Origin of the sequence: Streptomyces sp. RGM 3693, assembly GCF_050471125.1 — a bacterium.
In the GTDB taxonomy this organism is placed as follows: Bacteria; Actinomycetota; Actinomycetes; order Streptomycetales; family Streptomycetaceae; genus Streptomyces.
Genome location: NZ_JBMPPQ010000001.1, coordinates 1,840,632 through 1,856,497 on the forward strand (window position 1 = coordinate 1,840,632; position 15,866 = coordinate 1,856,497).

Below are 15,866 nucleotides of genomic sequence, written 5' to 3' on the forward strand. Positions count from 1 at the left end.
GCGCCCCCATTAACGACAGTTCGCGAGCCTGCCGCTATGCGGGTGACAGCGGATAACTGTCCGCTCCCGTGCCCACGCCTGTTGGGCTTGGGCTTTCGTGGCGCCGTGCGAATGCCGGGTATACCGGAAACGGCGGCATCTCCCACTTATTGCCCACCTCGTGCAGCAGGGTGCTCGCCACTGCCCGCACTGCGGGAAAGTCGCCTTCCGTCAAGAGCTCTTCCGCCCGTTCCCACCGATACCGGAGCACTTGCCGCCGGGTAGGCCCCGCCGACTGATCCGGCCGCAACGGCCCGTCCTTGAGCGTTACTTGGCGGAGCCAGTAGGCGGTGGCGTCCACCATCCACACGGCGGTCGCCCACCGCATACCCGCCTCCCACACCTCGTCCTCGGCCAATCCCGGGTAGGACCGGACCACTTCGGCCCGGAATACGCGTTCGGTCTGCGCCGCTACCTGGTCGGGTATCTGGTACACGCACCAGCAGTTGGGGAACGGGCTCCGACAGTACGCGGCCGTGAGGAATACCGGCAGGTATCCAGAGAACTCGAAGTCGATCAGACGGACGCCGCCGGGAGCAATCAGCGCGTTGTAGGGGCAGGGATCACCCGGCGTGAACCCTGTGTACTCGCGTTCCCTCGCCGTCGCGAGCTGATGGAGCTCCGCGGCCAGGCCGGCCGGGGGCGTGACGCCGGCTGCTTCCAACGCGGCAAGGAGTTGCTGTCCGTTCTGTTCGATCCACTCGTCCCCCCAGGGCTCCATGCCCTTGTCGTACTGTTTCCACAGCCTGGTGAACTTCTCGCGTCGCTCCACCGACGCAGCGGCTATCCGCCCAAGTTCCCGCGCCCAGCCCCGCAGGCCCAGCGCCGCGGTCGGTGCGTCCGCACCCACCAGCGCATCGGCCAGCGACGGAACGGGACCGACGTCTTCCATCACCACGACCGATGCCGCAGCATCCGCTCCGAGCAGCGCCGGTCCGGCCAACCCCAGTGAAAGCCCGACCGCCTCTGACGTGAAGGACCTCCGTCCCTCCGGCTCGTCACTGAACGCCTTGACGATCACGCTGCCCGTCCCGCCCGTCAGCGAACAGCGCATCACCACGCTCCGTAGGCCGCGACCCACCACCTCCGGTTCCCCCACCGGGGCCCCGACCATCTCACTCGCGACGTGCACAGCCGCCCGCATGATCGAATCCATGCGGGCACCCTGCCACCAGGGGGCCCGCCGCAGGAGGTTTTGCGAGGATCTTGGTTTGGGATCTCCTCGCCCGCCTCCGGGTCGTGCCACGTGTTGACGTCGCGCACCATGACGTACGCGAACGTCGCGGCCCGGTCCCGGCCCCGCACGGCGCGCGGACGCCCCGCCCCTGCCGCAGCAGGGACAGGGCGTCCGTCGTTCGGTCGCCGATCGGCGGTACGGCCGTCAGCGGTGCGAATGGCCGGTCCGGCCGACCGCGTTCTTGGCCGTGCCGCCCTGGGCCGCCTTCAGCTTGTCCGCGGTCTTGGCGACGGCGTTGACCACGGCGTCGATGTTGACGTTGGGCTTCTTGACGACGCCCTTGGAGACCGTGTCGTTGTTGAGGAGGTTGTCGGCCGCTCCCGCGACCCCCCGGTGGCCGTCGGCGAACGCGGGGGCGGCGACGCCCAGTGCCAGCACCGCGCCGGCAACAACCGCAGCGGCCTTGGAGTACGTCATGGTGGACAGTCCCTTTCTGGTACAGAGAACGAGCGGTGTCTTCCGCCGGCGCGACGGTCCTACCGGCCGTGTGCTGTCGCGCACGGCACACTCCCCGTCGGCACTCACCCAAACGGCCTTGCTGCCCCCAGGACACGGCACGGTTCTCAACTGCTCCGGAAAGCACCCGAACGTGTCGTCGTCCCGCTCAGGTCATTTCTCTGCTGATCGGCCGGGGGTTGGGCGCCACATCGCGTAACCGGGCCCGTCCCGGCTGGTGCAACAGCAGGGTGAACGCCGCAGCCACCAGGGAGACGCCGCCGGCCAGCAGGTACGCGCCGTTGTATCCCCAGGCACGGACCACCATCGAGCCCAGTCCGCCGCCGAACAGGCCGCTGATGAGTTTCCCGCTGTAGACCAGGCCGTAGTTGGTGGCGTTGTAGTTCTCGCCGAAGTAGTCGGGGGTCAGGGCCGCGAAGAGCGGGTAGAAGGCACCGCCGCCGAATCCGGAGAGGAAGGCGAAGAACAGGAACAGCCACTGACTGTGCAGGTCCCCGGCCCACAACACCCCGAACTGGGCCAGTCCCAGGACGACGATCACGAAGACCAGGGTCGTTTTCCGGCCCCACAGGTCCGACAACCAGCCGACCACGGCCCGGCCGACGCCGTTGACCACGGACATCACCCCCATGGACGACGCCGCGACCAGCGGACCGAACCCCACCTCCTTCGCGAAGTCCACCTGGAACGAGATTCCGAAGATCGAGACGCCGGCGGTCAGCACCACGCTCACCCACATCAGCGGGAGCATGCCGCTGCGGACCGCCTCCTTGGGCGTGAACTGCCGGACCGCCGGCGGGTTCTTCGCCAGGAATGCCGTGCGCTGCCCCGACCCGCCGGCGTTCAACGGATCGACCTCGGCGGGCCACCAATTCTTCGGCGGGTCCTTGAAGAACCAGGCACAACCCGCCACCACGATCAGCACGTAGATTCCGATGCCGTCCAGCACCTCGTCGAAATCCGAGGTGTCGAAGGCGTAGTTGAAGACGAAGATGAACGGCAGTGCTCCATAGGCGAATCCGCCGTTGACGAATCCGGTCTTCGCACCGCGCCGTTCCGGGAACCATTTGCCCACCATGTTGATGCAGGTGGCATAGACGAGCCCGGAGCCGATGCCGCCGACCACCCCGAAACCGCAGATCGCCGCCAGTACGTGGTGCAGATGCCCCAGGGCCACGAACCCCAGCAGGCTCAGCACCGCCCCGATGAACATGGCCTGGCGCGCGGTCAGAGTGCCCCGCTCCCGTAACCAGCCCGCCGGAAAGGCGATTCCGGCCTGGAAGAACACCCATACGCTCAGAATCCAGAAGGTGTCGCTCTGGGACCAGCCGTGTGCGTGCGACAGGGTGTCCTCGGCCGATCCGTAGGCGTATTCGGAGACGCTGATGGCCATCATCGCCAGCCACGGCAAATACACCATCAATTTCCGCGAGTGGCCGCCGAGCAGTTCCCGGTCGGTCTCGCCGATCCGATAGACCCGCCCCTTTCCGTCGGTGATTTCCCGATAGGTGATCCCTGGTGTTCCTGTGCTGTCCCGTCCGCTGTGCTCCATACCGTTCACCTCGGTATCGAAAGAACCCGATCAGCGCGCCCTCTGCCCGATCTCTTCGTGCTCCGGGAGAACGACCTCAGGTGCTCAGCAGCCCCGCGGCCCGTGCCCAGCGGTACTTCGCGCCGAGCACCGCCACCGGCTTCTCGGTCGTGTAGGGGTAGGCGACGACCCCGTGCGCGAAGAGCCGCGCGGCCGCCTCCTCGACCTCGGTGTCCCCGGCCAGCGATGCCACCACCGGCTTCTCGACGCCACGCGCCCGGAACTCCTCGACGACCCGCACGGTCAGCTCAGCGAAGACCGCCGGCGGGGTGACGATGGTGTGCCAGTACCCCAGCACCAGCGCATGGATCCGCGGATCCGACAGCCCCAGCCGGAGCGCCGCCTCGTAGGTGGCCGGCGGTTCGCCGCCCGTGATGTCGATCGGGTTGCCGGCCGATCCGAACGGCGGGATCAGCCGACGGAACGCCGCGTCGAGATCGGTCGGGATGTCCATCAGGCGCAGCCCGTTGTCGACGAGCGCGTCCGACAGCAGCACCCCGGACCCGCCGGCGCCGGTGATGACCACCACGTTGTCGCCCTGGGGCACGGGCAGCACGGGCAGCGCCCGGGCGTACTCCAGCAGGTCGGAAAGGCCCGGCGCCCGGATCACCCCGGCCTGCCGCAGGATGTCGTCGTAGACCGCGTCATCGCCCGCCAGCGCGCCGGTGTGCGAACCGGCGGCCCGCGCCCCGGCGCTGGTGCGGCCCGCCTTCAGCACCACCACCGGCTTCTTCGGCACGGTCTCCCGGGCCGCCGCGACGAACGCCCGACCGTCCTTGAGGTCCTCCAGGTGCATCGCGATGCAGTCGGTGTGCGGATCCTCGCCGAAGTACGTGAGCAGGTCGTCCTCGTCGACGTCCGCCTTGTTGCCGAGCCCGACGATCGCCGAGACACCGGTCCGGGTCGTCCGGGCGAAGCCCAGGATCGCCATCCCGATGCCGCCGGACTGCGAGGTCAGTGCCACCCCGCCCTTGACGTCGTACGGCGTGCAGAACGTGGCGCACAGGTCCTGCCAGGTGGAGTAGTAGCCGTAGATGTTCGGCCCGAGCAGCCGGATGCCCCACTCCGCGCCGATCGCCACGATCCGTTCCTGTAGGGCGTGTTCACCGGTCTCGGCGAAGCCGGACGGGATCAGCACGGCGTTCGGGACGCCCTTGCGGCCGGCCTCCTCCAGTGCCGCGGGGACGAGGGGCGCGGGAATGGCGAACACCGCCACGTCCACCTCGCCCGGCACGTCCAGCACCGACCGGTACGCCTTGCGGCCCAGGATGTCGTCGGCGGTCGGGTGCACCGGATGGATCTCGCCGGGGAACCCGCCGTCGAGCAGGTTGCGCAGCACCGAGTGGCCGATCTTGCCCGGTGTTCCGGAGGCCCCGATGACCGCCACCGAACGGGGCCGCATCAGCCGCCGCATCGCGGCGAGGATCTCCTCCCGGGTGTGGCGCGGACGCTGCGGCGGCGCCCCCGTGCTCAGCAGGATCCGCACGTCCGCGGCCGTCACCCCGTCCGCCGCGGCGAACACCGGATTGAGGTCGACCTCCGCTATCTCCGGGAAATCGGCGGCCAGTTGGGAGGTGCGGACGATCAGGTCGGCGAGCGCCGCACGGTCCACCGCCGGGCCGCCGCGCACCCCGCGCAGCGCCTCGGCCGCCCGGATGCCGTCCAGCATCGACGCGGCGTCCTCGGCCGACGCCGGCGCGAGCCGGAAGGTGACGTCCTTCAACACCTCGACCAGCACGCCACCCAGCCCGAACGCCACGACCTTCCCGAACGTCGGATCGGTGACCGCCCCGACGATCACCTCCTGCCCCTCCGGCACCATCTGCTGCACCTGCACACCGGCGATCCGCGCCTGCGGGGCGTACGCCCGTGCGTTCGCCACGATCGCGGTGAACGCGCCGCGCACCTCGGCCGCCGAGCCGAGACCGGTCCGCACCCCGCCCGCCTCGGTCTTGTGCGGAATGTCCGGCGAGACGATCTTGAGTGCCACGGGGAAGCCGATCCGGTCGGCGAGCGCCACCGCGTCCTCGACGGTCTCCGCCAGTCCCTCGGCCGGCACCGGGATCCCGTACGCCTCGGCGATCAGCTTGCCCTCGGGCGCGGTGAGCACGGTCCGCCCCTCGTCCCGCACCGCAGCCAACACGCGCCGCACCACGTCTACTTGATGCTCCATCAGATCACTCCCGCCGTCTTCAGCTGCTGTAGCTCCGCGTCGTCCAGTCCCAGTTCCGCGCCGTACACCTCCGCGTTGTGCTCACCCAGCAGCGGCGAACGGTGGACCTCGACGGGGGAGTCGGAGAGCTTCAGCGGCGAACCGACCGTGGTGAAGGTGCCGCGTTGCGGATGCGCGACCTCGACCACCATCCCGTTGGCGGCCAGTGAGGGGTCCTCGATGATCTCCTTGGTCGACAGGATCGGCCCGCAGGGGATGTCGTGGGCGGTCAGCCTCGCCAGCACCTCCCACTTGGGGAGCGTGCTGCTCCACTCCTCGATCAGCTGGAACATCTTCGACAGCTTGGGCAGCCGGGCCTCCGGCGTCGCCCAGTCCGGGTCCTGCGCCAGCTCCGGCCGGCCGATCAGTTCGGTGAGCGGCTGCCAGCCGACCGGCTGCACGATCACATAGACGTAGTCGTTGGGCCCGCCGGGCGCGCACCTCACCGCCCAGCCCGGCTGCCCGCCGCCGCTGGCGTTGCCGCTGCGCGGCACCTCGTCGCCGAAGTCCTCGTTCGGGTACTCCGCCAACGACCCGTGCGCGAGCCGCTGTTGGTCGCGCAGCTTCACCCGGCACAGGTTGAGCACCGCGTGCTGCATGGCGACGTTCACCCGCTGGCCACGGCCGGTCCGGGTGCGTTGGAAGAGCGCGGCGAGGATGCCGGCGACGCAGTGCACCCCGGTGCCGGAGTCGCCGATCTGCGCACCGGTCGCCAGCGGCGGCCCGTCCTCGAAGCCGGTGGTCGCCATCGCCCCGCCCATCGCCTGCGCCACCACTTCGTACGCCTTGAAGCCGGTGTACGGACCTTCGCCGAAGCCCTTGATGCTGGCGTAGACGATCCGCGGGTTGATCTCCTGGATGCGCTCCCAGGTGAAGCCCATCCGGTCGATCGCGCCGGGGCCGAAGTTCTCCACCAGGACGTCGCTGCGGGCGATCAGCCCGGTCAGCAGCTCCTTGCCGCGCGGGGTCTTGGTGTTCAGCGTGATGCTGCGCTTGTTGCAGTTGAGCATCGTGAAGTAGAGCGAGTCGGCGTCCGGGACGTCCCGCAGCTGACGCCGTGTGATGTCCCCGCTCACCGCCTCCAGCTTGATCACATCCGCACCGAGCCAGGCGAGCAACTGCGTGGCGGAGGGCCCGGACTGAACGTGCGTCATATCGAGGACGCGAATGCCGTCGAGTGCCTTGGACACGGCGGACTCCCTCCTACTTGTACATGGTCTGGTTCATCGTTCCGGGGGCGTACGCGTCCGGATCGATCCACACGTTGATCAGCGAGGGCTTCCCCGACTCCCGCGCCCGCCGCAGGGCGGGGCCGATGTCGGCGGGGTCGCGGACCTCCTCGCCGTGACCACCCAGCATCTGGGCGAACTTGTCGTAGTGGACGTCACCGAGGGTGTTGCCGACCCGCTCCCGCTCCGCGCCGTACTTGGCCCGCTGGCCGTAACGGATCTGGTTCATCGAGGAGTTGTTGCCGACGATGCCGACGAACGGCAGGTCGTAGCGGACCAGGGTTTCGAAGTCCCACCCGGTGAGGCTGAACGCGCCGTCCCCGAAGAGCGCCACCACTTCCTTCTCCGGCCGGGCCTGCTTGGCCGCGAGCACGAAGGGGATGCCGACGCCGAGCGTGCCGAGCGGACCGGGATCCATCCAGTGACCGGGGGACTTGGGCTGGACCACCTGACCGGAGAAGGTCACCACGTCGCCGCCGTCCCCGATGTAGATCGAGTCCTCGGTCAGGAAGTCGTTGATCTCGCTGACCAGCCGGTAGGGGTGGATGGGCGAGGCGTCCGACCGCAGCTGCGGCAACCGCTTGGTCAACGCGGCCTGTTCGGCGGCCCGCAGCTCGTCCAACCACTCCTTGCGCTCGGCGGCACCTCCGTTGATCCGCCCGGAAGCGGCCTCGGCGACCGCCTTCAGGACGAGGCCCGCATCACCCACGATCCCCAGGTCGACGTCCCGGTTCTTGCCCACCGTCCGGTAGTCCAGGTCGATCTGCACCACCGTCGCGTCCGCCGACAAGCGCTTGCCGTACCCCATCCGGAAGTCGAACGGCGTCCCGACGATCACGATGAGGTCGGCGTGGGCGAACGCGTACCGCCGCGACAGCTGGAAGTGGTGCGGATCGCCGGGCGGCAGCGTCCCGCGCCCGGCCCCGTTCATGTACGCCGGGACGTTCAGCGCCCGGACGAGCTCCACCGCGGCCTCGGTTCCGCGCGTCGTCCACACCTGGCTGCCCAACAGGATCGCCGGTTTCTTCGCCCGCACCAGCAGGTCGGCCAGGCGCTGGACGTCCTCGGGGTCGCCGGCCGAACGGGTCGAGGCCCGGTAGTGCCCGGCCCGTGGCACGCGGGCCGTCGCGGTCGGCACCTTGGCGTCCAGTACATCGCGCGGGATCTCCAGGAACGACGGACCGGGCGCGCCGTGGAAGCACTCGCGGAACGCCATCGAGACCAGGTCGGCGGCGCGCGCGGTGTCCGGCACCGTGGCCGCGAACTTGGTGATCGGCGTCATCATCTCGACGTGCGGCAGGTCCTGGAGCGACCCCATCTTGTGCTGGGTGCGCGCCCCTTGGCCGCCGATCAGCAGCATCGGCGACTCGGCCCGGAAGGCGTTGGCGACCCCGGTGACCGCGTCGGTGGTGCCCGGGCCGGCGGTGACCACCGCACAGCCGGGCCGGCCGGTGAGCCGGGCGTAGCCGTCCGCGGCATGGGCGGCGACCTGTTCGTGGCGTACGTCCACCACCTGGATGCCCTCGTCGACGCAGCCGTCGTAGATATCGATGATGTGGCCGCCGCAGAGGGTGTAGACGACCTCGACCCCCTCCGCCTTGAGCGCCTTGGCGACCAAGTGCCCGCCGGAGATGAGGTGTTGGGCGCCCTGCCCATCCTGGGTGTCCTGGGTGCCTTGGGTGCCTTGGGTGCCCTGAGCGTCCTGGGCGTCTTCGGACATGTGCATCGCTTCCCTTCGGGCTGCGGTTGCTGTTCCGCTGCCTCGACCTAGACGGATCGCAGATCGGATTGCAGATCGGGTTACGGATCGGGTTACGGATCGAGCGAGATTGAAGACTGTATACAGTCGTCGGTCGACGAATACTGTATGAACTCCGTTATCCCTCATCACCCACCCGTTGTCCAGGGGGAGCGCGGGGGACCGCAGCGATCACGCCACCCACCCGCCCCACTCACCCACCCACGCCACCCACTCACCCACCGGTCCGTACCGGCCCACCGGCCCGCACCCGCCCCTCCCTCCGGCCCTGTCTCATCCCTCCCTCCCCCGAGCGCCGCCGGCCGGCCCGAGCGACACTCGCCGTATCCGGCGCCGCGGCACTCCGCGACCCGCCCCGGATCCCGCCCCGACGGGCAACACGACTCCTACGGGAGCCGCGCGCCACCACCCCCGATCCCGCCCCGGACGAGGTCCCGTTCCTCGTCCGCAAACCCGGCACCTCCTGGGCGGACGCCTGGCAGCGCAGCCGGGCCGTCGCCCCCGAGGCGTTCCACGACGACCAGGTCGGCAACCTCTGGGCCGGCACCTGGCACCCGGACGGCCACCCGCAGCCCGCCGCCAGCCCAGTCGACGGCACCCCGATCGCCGGCCCACCCCGCCTCGACGCGGACGCCGCCCTCCGCGCCGTACGCGCCTCCCTCGACCAACACCGCATCTGGCGCGAGGTCCCCCTGGCCGAGCGGAAGGCCCGGATCGCCGCCACCCTCGACGCCCTCACCGAGCATCGCGAACTGCTCGCCCTGCTCCTGGTCTGGGAGATCGGCAAACCCTGGAAGCTCGCCCAGGCCGACGTCGACCGAGCCATCGACGGCGTCCGCTGGTACGTCACCGAGATCGACCGGATGCTGGTCGGCCGGTCCCCGCTGCCCGGCCCGGTCAGCAACATCGCCAGCTGGAACTACCCGATGTCGGTCCTCGTCCACGCCATGCTCGTCCAGGCCCTGGCCGGAAACGCCGTCATCGCCAAGACCCCCACCGACGGCGGCCTGGTCTGCCTCACCCTCGCCAGCGCCCTGGCCGCCCGCGAAGGCGTCCCGATCACCCTGGTCAGCGGCAACGGAAGCACGCTCTCGCCCTCCCTCGTCCGCTCACCGGAGATCGGCTGCGTCTCCTTCGTAGGCGGCCGCGACACCGGCGCCCGGGTCGCCACCGCCGTCGCCGACCTCGGCAAACGCCACGTCCTCGAACAAGAGGGCCTCAACACCTGGGCCGTCTGGAACTTCACCGACTGGCCGACCCTGACCCCGCAACTCCGCAAGACCTTCGACTACGCCAAGCAGCGCTGCACCGCCTACCCCCGCTTCGTCGTCCAGCGCGACGCCTTCGCCGACTTCCTCGCCGCCTACCTCCCCGCCGTCCGCAGCGTCCGCTTCGGCCACCCGCTGGCCGTCCCCGACCCCACCGCCCCCCTCCCCGACCTCGACTTCGGCCCCCTGATCAACGCCACCAAGGCCAAGGAACTCGCCGACCTCACCACCGAGGCGATCTCCCGCGGCGCCGTCCCGCTCCACCGCGGCACCCTCGCCGACGGCCACTTCCTCCCCGCCCAGGACACCTCCGCCTACCTCCCCCCGACCACCCTCCTGGCCCCACCCCCCTCCTCCCCGCTCCACCACGCCGAACCCTTCGGCCCAGTCGACACCATCGTCCTCGTCGACACCGAGGCGGAACTCCTCGCCGCCATGAACGCCAGCAACGGCGCCCTGGTGGCCACCCTCTCCTGCGACAGCGAGGAGACCTTCGACCGCCTCGCCCCGCAGATCCGCGCCTTCAAGGTCGGCCACAACGCCCCCCGCTCCCGCGGCGACCGCGCGGAACTCTTCGGCGGCTTCGGCAACTCCTGGCGCGGCGCCTTCGTCGGCGGCGACCTCCTCGCCCACGCCGTAACCCAGGGCCCCACCAGCGAACGCCTCCCAGGCAACTTCCCGGAGTACCACTTGATGCCGTGATGCCGTGATGGTGCGGCGGGGGGGGGGGCGTGCTCACCGCTGGCCGCTCACCGCCCGCCGCCATGATCGCCCGCCCACCACCGACGCTCACCCCACGCCCACGCCAAGGCCCTCGACCTCACCGCACTCCTCGCGCGCCGCCTCGCCAGATCCGCTCTCGCCGTCGTCACCCACACCCATAAGCGCCCCTTATGCCCGGCGTGGATACGCAGGTGAAAGCCACTCCGAAACCTTGGTATTGTTGTCCATGTCGCCGCGGGGAACGCCCCGCGAAGAGCACCTGAGTCCGGGTGGCGGAATGGCAGACGCGCTAGCTTGAGGTGCTAGTGCCCTTTATCGGGCGTGGGGGTTCAAGTCCCCCCTCGGACACGTTCTTAGGTACACGGAAGAAGCGGGTTGTGACTCAACGGTCACTACCCGCTTCTTCGCGTTGTACTTCAATGCGAGGCCGAAAGCGTCGTAGAGGGGGGCCTTGCGGTCCGGTGTGGCGGCGAGGAGTCGGTCGGTGAGGTCGCCGAGATCTTTGATCATGTGGTCGATCTGCTCGTTGGTGAGAATGACCGGCTGTGAGGTTTGGGCGGCGGCCAGCTCTTGCTGAGCTGTGGTCTTGGTGAGCTCGGTTTGAGTGATCCACGTGGCGACGGTGGCCAGGCTGGCCCCGGCGTCGAGTGCGGCACGGTATTGCGTCAGGCGCCGGTCGCATTCCGCGATGGTTCGGCGGGCCGACGCGTGATCGGGCGGCGGCGTGTTCGCCGCGCGCTGGGACTGTCGCATGGCTTCCAGAGTGGCCTTCAGTTGCCCAGGGGCGAATGCGCGTGTGATCCAGGCGTCGAGGTGCGTCAGGATGAGGGCCTCCCGGACGTAGACGCTCAAGGGGTGGTTGAAGGCGCCGCTCTTGGCGTATTCGGACGGATAGCGGCAGCGGTAGTGAGGGTGTCCGTGGTTGAAGGTGCCCTGTATCTTGCGGTCGCACAAAGAGCACCGGATGCGTCCTCGCAGCGCGTAGGGGCGGGAGGTGGTGCGGGGGCTGCGTTCAGCGGCGGGCTGCTGACGACGGCCGTGGCGCTTGGCCCGGGTGCGGGTGAAGGTCTCCATGCTGATCAGCGGTTCATGGACGGGTTGCCCCGACCAGATCCACTGGTCGGGGACGTTCCACGTGAGCTTGGTGCGGTGGCCGAGGGTGACGTCGTCGATGTCGAGGAGGACTTCGTCCTTGCGCTGCTTGTTCCACACCTCGTGGCCGGTGTAGCGGGGGTTGGCGAGGATGGCTCGGACCGCGCCGTTGGACCAGGCGTGGCCGTCGCGGTGCGGGTTCCGTGCACGGTCGTAGCCGGAGGGGCTGGGGATGCCGTCGCGGGTCAGGCTCTCGGCGATGGCGTAGAAGCCCTTCCCGCGGAGGTATTCGGTGAAGATGCGGACGACGACCCAGGCGGTTTCGGGGTCGGGTTCGAGGCGGTGGAGGCGTTTGCCGTCGGCGGCTTTGGCGGGGTTGGGGTGGGGGCCCGCTTCGGCGATGCGGTAGCCATAGGGGGGTCGGCCGCCGAGGTAACGGCCTTCGATCTGGGCTTGGGACGCCATGGCCGTGCGCACGCGGATCTTGATGCGGTTGCGTTCGCCTTTGCTCATGCCGCCGAAGACGGACATGACCAGGTCGTGGGCCTCGTTGTCGGGGTCGATGGCTCCGCCGACTTCGGGGACCCACAGGGGGACGCCGAAGTGGACGAAGAGGGGGAAGGTGTTGCCGAACTGGTTGCCGTAGAAGGTGCGCTGGGGCTCGCCGATCACGACAGCGTCGAAGCCGCGGTGTGGGTCGCGGAGGGCTTGGAGAAGTGCGGCCGCTTGGGGGCGGTGTTTCCAGGGGAGGGCGCGGGAGTGGCCGGCGTCGAAGTACTCGGTGACGATCTCGCCCCCGGCGGGTTCGATGAGGGCGCGGGCGCGGGTGAGCTGCCAGTTGCGGGAGGTCTCGGGGTCTTGGAGGTCCTCGGTGGAGCAACGTCCGGCGAAAGCGAAGTGGACCATGGGTCGTTGGCTCTCTGGGCTTGGTGTGCGGCGGGCACGGCGGATGACGGTGGTCCGTGGTACCTCCTAGTCTGCGAAGAGGGCCAGTCGTCCGCCGTGCCCACGTGGCTTATGGGTTTTTGTGAACCGGTGGTGCGTCTACCAGCCGGTAGTACTCCTCACGGACGAAGCGCAGCAGGGTTGCAGCTGCCTTCTCGGTGAGGTCCGGGGGCTCTTCGGGCAGCCGCACCATTAGCTCGGGAGGTGCGGCCGTAGGAGGTGTCCGCGGCGTGGCCTCGGGGGCCATCGAGTCGTTTGACAGGTTCGCCGTCATCACTCAACCCGCCGCCGCAGGACAGCCGAAGACACAGATCGGCCCACAGCGTCCTCAGTGACATCGGGCTGGCTCCTCGGGGTGCAGGTCCGGGAGCGGAAGCCGCCTGCGGAAGCCGGTGTGCTGCTCTTGGAACACGGCATCCCGTTGCCCAGCGGGCGGGCGAAGATCAAAACATCCTCGTGCTGCACCACTGAGAGGGGGATGCCTCGTCGGCGGGCGTCGCGGACGTTCTTCATCTGGAAGAACGACGGGCGGGTGATGAGGCGGCTGTTGCGGATGCCGGCGAGGAGGGCTACACACCGTTCGGACGGTGTGAGCCCGGCCGCCTTGCCGGCGGCGAGGACGGCGGAGGGCAGGTCGATAAGTTCGCCGTGCTCGCGCCAGGGACGGGTGGTGACGACGACCGTGCCGCCGGGACGCAGCATCGTGCGGCACTGGGCGAGGATCTCGGTGAACGCCTCAAGGAGGTGGACGGTTGAGACGTGGGCAAGGTTGGCGCGGTCGTGTCCGTAACGGAAATCCTTCTTGACCACCCCGGGTTCGCCGGTCTCCCGGGAGGAGCGCACCTGCCCGTGGACGCTCGGTCCGTAGGGCGGTGAGGTGACCACGAGATCCACCTCGCCGCAAGCATCGGCGGGAGCGAGCTCGGTGAGGCATCGGGCATCTCCGCAGCGGACGATGCCAGTGCCCGTACCACTCTCTTGCGCAGCAGCGCGTGCGTTGAGCGAGGCGAGGGTGGCCCACTTCGGTTCGTATTCGATACCAAGGGCGTTGCGGCCGAGGTGGAGGGCTTCGACAAGCGTGGTGCCGATGCCGCACATCGGGTCCAGAACCAGATCACCGGGGCGGGTGTAGGTGCGGATGGCATGGGCGGCGATGCCGGGGTGCATCTTTGCCGGGTGGGCTGATGAGCCGGGGACGTAGCGGCTTTTGCGTTGGGCTGGGGCGGAGGTGGGGGCGGTGTTCCACACCGATTGGGAGTACGTCACGAGGTCTCCTTCAGAAGCTGTTGTCTTTTCGCGCTTGAGGACGGCGTTTTCGCTGGTCGGGCATAGCAGTGGCGGTCCGGTGGGAGTGGTGGCGTGTCGTGTCATTGCTCCTTGGGAGGTTGTGGATGCCGTCGGTCGTCGGACTGCTGGAACAGCAAGAGGCCGCCGCTCGCCGTCGAGTCGACGGGCTGCGTGAGGAGGCCGACCGCATCCAGGCCGAACTCGCCGCGGCCGAAGTGGAATGGCAGGAGTGGGTGATCGCCCGCAGGCGGGTCGATACGGTGCTGGCTCCGGATGGCGGCAGCATCGCCGGCATGGAGGTCACCCCGGATCCACAGAATGCGGACGCGCCGCCGACGCCCCGGGATGCGGCGAAGGCAAAGTCGCAGGTGCCGGTGTGGCACCAAGGGCTGGCCTGGTCGGCGCTGTCCGTGGACTACCAGCGCATCCTGCAGACTCTCACGGACCGGCACCGGCTCGGCCAAGGGCCGCTGACCTGCCAGGAGATGACCCAAGCGTTCGGCATGGACGTGGTGCCGGCGCGGGTGGAGGCACTACGGTCGAAGGCGAAACGCCTGGTCGCGCGCGGCTGGCTGGCCGAGCCGGCGCCGGGCCGCTTCACCCTCGCGCAGGGCGTGGCCTCGCCAGGCGACGGGTCATGAGCAGGATCATCGACCAGTAGACCATCGCCTCGGCGCTGGTGGTGCGCCGCTCGAAGTCGCGCACCAGGCGGCGGGTGCGCATCAGGTGGGCGAAGAGGCGCTCGACGATCCACCGCTTGGGCAACACCACGAAGCCACGCATGTCATCGCTGCGCTTGACGATCGCCAGCACCAGGGCCAGCGCGGCCAGGCAGTACTCGACGAGGCTGCCGGTGTAGCCGCCGTCAGCCCAGACCAGGGCCAGCCGGTGGTGCGCGGCGGTCACCTGCTCAAGCAGCACCTGGGCGGCGGCGCGGTCGCCGGTGTCCGCGGCGGTGACCATCACGCCGAGCACAAGCCCGAGCGTGTCGACCACGACGTGCCGCTTGCGCCCGTTGATCAGCTTCCCGCCGTCAAAGCCGCGACTGTCCGAGCCGACGACAGCGTCCGCCTTGACCGACTGCGAGTCGATCACCCCGGCGGTCGGCTCGGCATCCCGGCCCAATGTCTCGCGCAGGCGATCCCGCAGCCGGTCGTGGAACTCCGTGACCAGCACGTGGTCGCGCCAGCGACGGAAGAACGCATACACACGGTCCCACGGCGGGAAGTCGGCCGGCATCGCGCGCCACTTGATGCCGTTGTCCACGAGATAGCGAACCGCGTCCAGCATCGTCCTATGACAGTACGCCTCTGGCCGACCGCCCCGGCCACGCATCCAGCCCGGCACCGGCAGCAGTGGCCGGATGGCCGCCCACTCCGCGTCCGTCATGTCCGTCGGATACCGGCGCCGCCGCTCGGATCGGTCAGCCGCGTTGCCGTACACGTGCGCGAGGCAATCACACGACAGAGCAGCCGAGTTGGACTGCCCGGCCAACGACACGGAAGACTGCGGCACCGGGGCCTCCTGATGCTCTATGGATTCGACACCCACGAGCTGTTCAGGAGGCCCTACCTTCATGCTCTCGCCACGGCAGGATCACCCAACCGGGAACCCGAGTTCGACCAGCACTGCTCAAGATCGAAAAGACAACAGCTACTGAGTTTGTAGTCGTGGTGTCGTCAGTGTGAGCCCTGTTCCGGTGAGGCATCCATCGATGATGTTGCTGCGGTATTGAATCTGGCGGAGGCCGTGTCGGAGTCGGTGTATGAGGTGGCTCGGGTCGGTGAAGGCGGTGTTGGCCTGGGTGGTCCGGCGGAGGATTGACCAGATGCCTTCCACGGGGTTGAGGTCGGGTGTGTAGGGCGGTAGGTGGTAGGCCGTGATCCAGTCCTGGGCGTCGATGAAGGCACGCATTCGGCGGTCTTTGTGGACGGTGAAGTCGATCCGGGGCGCGGTTCCGGTCTCATCGACCAGCCCGTTTCCCCAGACCGCTTCCCGCACCCGGCGTGCCCGTTTCCGAGCACCGGG

11 protein-coding genes, 1 tRNA gene and 1 pseudogene are annotated in these 15,866 nt (G+C 69.2%); 3 read left to right on the forward strand and 10 right to left on the reverse strand.

Annotated elements, in window-relative coordinates; all coding sequences use genetic code 11:
- Positions 1–34: 34 nt before the first annotated feature.
- The 6 genes from ACO0M4_RS07820 to ACO0M4_RS07845 all read right to left on the reverse strand — a co-directional run bounded on the left by ACO0M4_RS07820 (position 35) and on the right by ACO0M4_RS07845 (position 8,484).
- Positions 35–1,195, reverse strand: coding sequence for a hypothetical protein (locus ACO0M4_RS07820; protein ID WP_430369019.1), 1,161 nt, complete (start codon positions 1,193–1,195; stop codon positions 35–37).
- Between the two features lie 225 nt (positions 1,196–1,420).
- Positions 1,421–1,693 (reverse strand): hypothetical protein, encoded by a 273-nt coding sequence (locus ACO0M4_RS07825; RefSeq protein WP_430369020.1) that lies wholly within the window; start codon positions 1,691–1,693, stop codon positions 1,421–1,423.
- A 187-nt stretch (positions 1,694–1,880) separates the two neighbouring features.
- Entirely contained in the window at positions 1,881–3,284 is a 1,404-nt protein-coding gene (locus ACO0M4_RS07830) for an OFA family MFS transporter (RefSeq protein ID WP_430369021.1), read from the reverse strand.
- Positions 3,285–3,360: 76 nt separating this feature from the next.
- Complete coding sequence (locus ACO0M4_RS07835; RefSeq protein ID WP_430369022.1) at positions 3,361–5,496, reverse strand: acetate--CoA ligase family protein; 2,136 nt, start codon at positions 5,494–5,496, stop codon at positions 3,361–3,363.
- Positions 5,496–6,725 carry a formyl-CoA transferase gene (gene frc / locus ACO0M4_RS07840; RefSeq protein ID WP_430369023.1) on the reverse strand — a complete coding sequence of 410 codons (1,230 nt, stop codon included), beginning with the start codon at positions 6,723–6,725 and terminating at the stop codon, positions 5,496–5,498. The genes ACO0M4_RS07835 and frc overlap by 1 nt, the downstream gene beginning before the upstream one ends.
- 13 nt (positions 6,726–6,738) lie before the next feature.
- Complete coding sequence (locus ACO0M4_RS07845) at positions 6,739–8,484, reverse strand: thiamine pyrophosphate-binding protein (RefSeq protein WP_430369024.1); 1,746 nt, start codon at positions 8,482–8,484, stop codon at positions 6,739–6,741.
- Positions 8,485–8,882: 398 nt separating this feature from the next.
- On the opposite strand from ACO0M4_RS07845, the gene ACO0M4_RS07850 reads away from it, so the two are divergent.
- Together ACO0M4_RS07850 and ACO0M4_RS07855 are read left to right on the forward strand one after the other, a co-directional pair.
- Entirely contained in the window at positions 8,883–10,493 is a 1,611-nt protein-coding gene (locus ACO0M4_RS07850) for an aldehyde dehydrogenase family protein (protein WP_430371294.1), read from the forward strand.
- Between the two features lie 284 nt (positions 10,494–10,777).
- A tRNA-Leu gene (locus ACO0M4_RS07855) sits at positions 10,778–10,862 on the forward strand.
- Here ACO0M4_RS07855 and ACO0M4_RS07860 read toward each other — a convergent pair.
- Both ACO0M4_RS07860 and ACO0M4_RS07865 read right to left on the reverse strand, forming a co-directional pair.
- On the reverse strand, positions 10,827–12,512 hold the full coding sequence (locus ACO0M4_RS07860) for a recombinase family protein (protein ID WP_430369025.1): 1,686 nt from the start codon (positions 12,510–12,512) through the stop codon (positions 10,827–10,829). The two genes, ACO0M4_RS07855 and ACO0M4_RS07860, sit on opposite strands and share 36 nt — an antisense overlap.
- A 312-nt stretch (positions 12,513–12,824) precedes the next feature.
- A complete protein-coding gene (locus tag ACO0M4_RS07865) occupies positions 12,825–13,817 on the reverse strand; it encodes a TRM11 family SAM-dependent methyltransferase (protein ID WP_430369026.1) in 993 nt (330 codons plus the stop codon).
- Positions 13,818–13,942: 125 nt separating this feature from the next.
- Here ACO0M4_RS07865 and ACO0M4_RS07870 point away from each other — a divergent pair, with 125 nt between their 5' ends.
- Positions 13,943–14,479, forward strand: coding sequence for a hypothetical protein (locus tag ACO0M4_RS07870; protein WP_430369027.1), 537 nt, complete (start codon positions 13,943–13,945; stop codon positions 14,477–14,479).
- On the opposite strand, the gene ACO0M4_RS07875 is transcribed toward ACO0M4_RS07870, so the two are convergent.
- The gene (locus ACO0M4_RS07875; protein ID WP_430369028.1) at positions 14,436–15,227 is read right to left on the reverse strand and encodes an IS5 family transposase; all 792 of its coding nucleotides are present in this window, start codon (positions 15,225–15,227) and stop codon (positions 14,436–14,438) included. The genes ACO0M4_RS07870 and ACO0M4_RS07875 overlap by 44 nt on opposite strands.
- 264 nt (positions 15,228–15,491) lie before the next feature.
- Positions 15,492–15,770: pseudogene (locus tag ACO0M4_RS07880) on the reverse strand (transposase); the annotation flags it as partial.
- Positions 15,771–15,866: the final 96 nt, after the last annotated feature.

Excerpts from the sequence above, each read along its gene's own strand:
- ACO0M4_RS07845 (WP_430369024.1), bottom strand. The coding sequence starts at position 8,484 with ATGTCCGAAGACGCCCAGGACGCTCAGGGCACCCAAGGCACCCAAGGC.
- ACO0M4_RS07825 (WP_430369020.1), bottom strand. The coding sequence starts at position 1,693 with ATGACGTACTCCAAGGCCGCTGCGGTTGTTGCCGGCGCGGTGCTGGCA.
- ACO0M4_RS07875 (WP_430369028.1), bottom strand. The coding sequence starts at position 15,227 with ATGACGGACGCGGAGTGGGCGGCCATCCGGCCACTGCTGCCGGTGCCG.
- ACO0M4_RS07835 (WP_430369022.1), bottom strand. The coding sequence starts at position 5,496 with ATGGAGCATCAAGTAGACGTGGTGCGGCGCGTGTTGGCTGCGGTGCGG.
- ACO0M4_RS07820 (WP_430369019.1), bottom strand. The coding sequence starts at position 1,195 with ATGGATTCGATCATGCGGGCGGCTGTGCACGTCGCGAGTGAGATGGTC.
- ACO0M4_RS07870 (WP_430369027.1), top strand. The coding sequence starts at position 13,943 with ATGCCGTCGGTCGTCGGACTGCTGGAACAGCAAGAGGCCGCCGCTCGC.
- ACO0M4_RS07830 (WP_430369021.1), bottom strand. The coding sequence starts at position 3,284 with ATGGAGCACAGCGGACGGGACAGCACAGGAACACCAGGGATCACCTAT.
- ACO0M4_RS07860 (WP_430369025.1), bottom strand. The coding sequence starts at position 12,512 with ATGGTCCACTTCGCTTTCGCCGGACGTTGCTCCACCGAGGACCTCCAA.